Origin of the sequence: Testudinibacter sp. 'clade 2' (genome assembly GCF_006227735.1) — a bacterium.
GTDB lineage: Bacteria > Pseudomonadota > Gammaproteobacteria > Enterobacterales > Pasteurellaceae > Chelonobacter.
Map to the genome: position 1 here is coordinate 1 of NZ_VDHB01000265.1, position 588 is coordinate 588.

2 protein-coding genes are annotated in these 588 nt (G+C 31.6%); both read right to left on the reverse strand.

What is annotated here, in order from left to right:
* A partial coding sequence (locus tag FHQ30_RS13140) for a barstar family protein (protein WP_500692286.1) occupies positions 1–163 on the reverse strand: 163 nt, incomplete at its 3' end.
* On the reverse strand, positions 160–588 hold a 429-nt coding region (locus tag FHQ30_RS13145; RefSeq protein WP_500692285.1), incomplete at its 5' end, for a ribonuclease domain-containing protein. The genes FHQ30_RS13140 and FHQ30_RS13145, both read right to left, overlap by 4 nt.

A 588-nucleotide genomic window follows, 5' to 3' on the forward strand; every position in this document is an offset into this window, starting at 1 on the left:
ACTTATAGTTAACCCACCTAATTGTATATCCATCTAATAACCCTACATAATCCCTTAAGGCATTTAAATTTCTGCCAAAATAATAACCAAAATCAGGATGGATTTTTTTCAACTCATCATAAAAATCAGACTCTGATAAAATATTATTACCATTCAATATCACTTCCAATTCCCCAGCTCCTTAAAAGTTTTATAATGATCAGTTGTCATATATAAAAGTCCATCATTAGAATATAATAATCTTGTCCCTAGCTGTTTACTTCTACTAATGTTAGGATCAATTCCTATATCAGCTTCATACCACGTTCTTCCAGAGGAATTTGGCAATAAATTAAGATCGTTATTGAAGATATCACCACCTAATTGCCCTTGCTTAAAAGCTTTACCTTCACTCCACTGATATTCTTTCTTAGCAAAGTTTTTAGTAACATAATTATCAGGCAATTTTCCTGTATTCTTTAAGCTATCTATTAAATGATTAGCCGCTTGCTGAGTTTTCAAATCTAATTTTAACGCTTCATAGATTGCGGCATTATGTGCTTGATGATTAAACTCAGTTAATGGGTAATCCGTTATTTTCCCAACAAC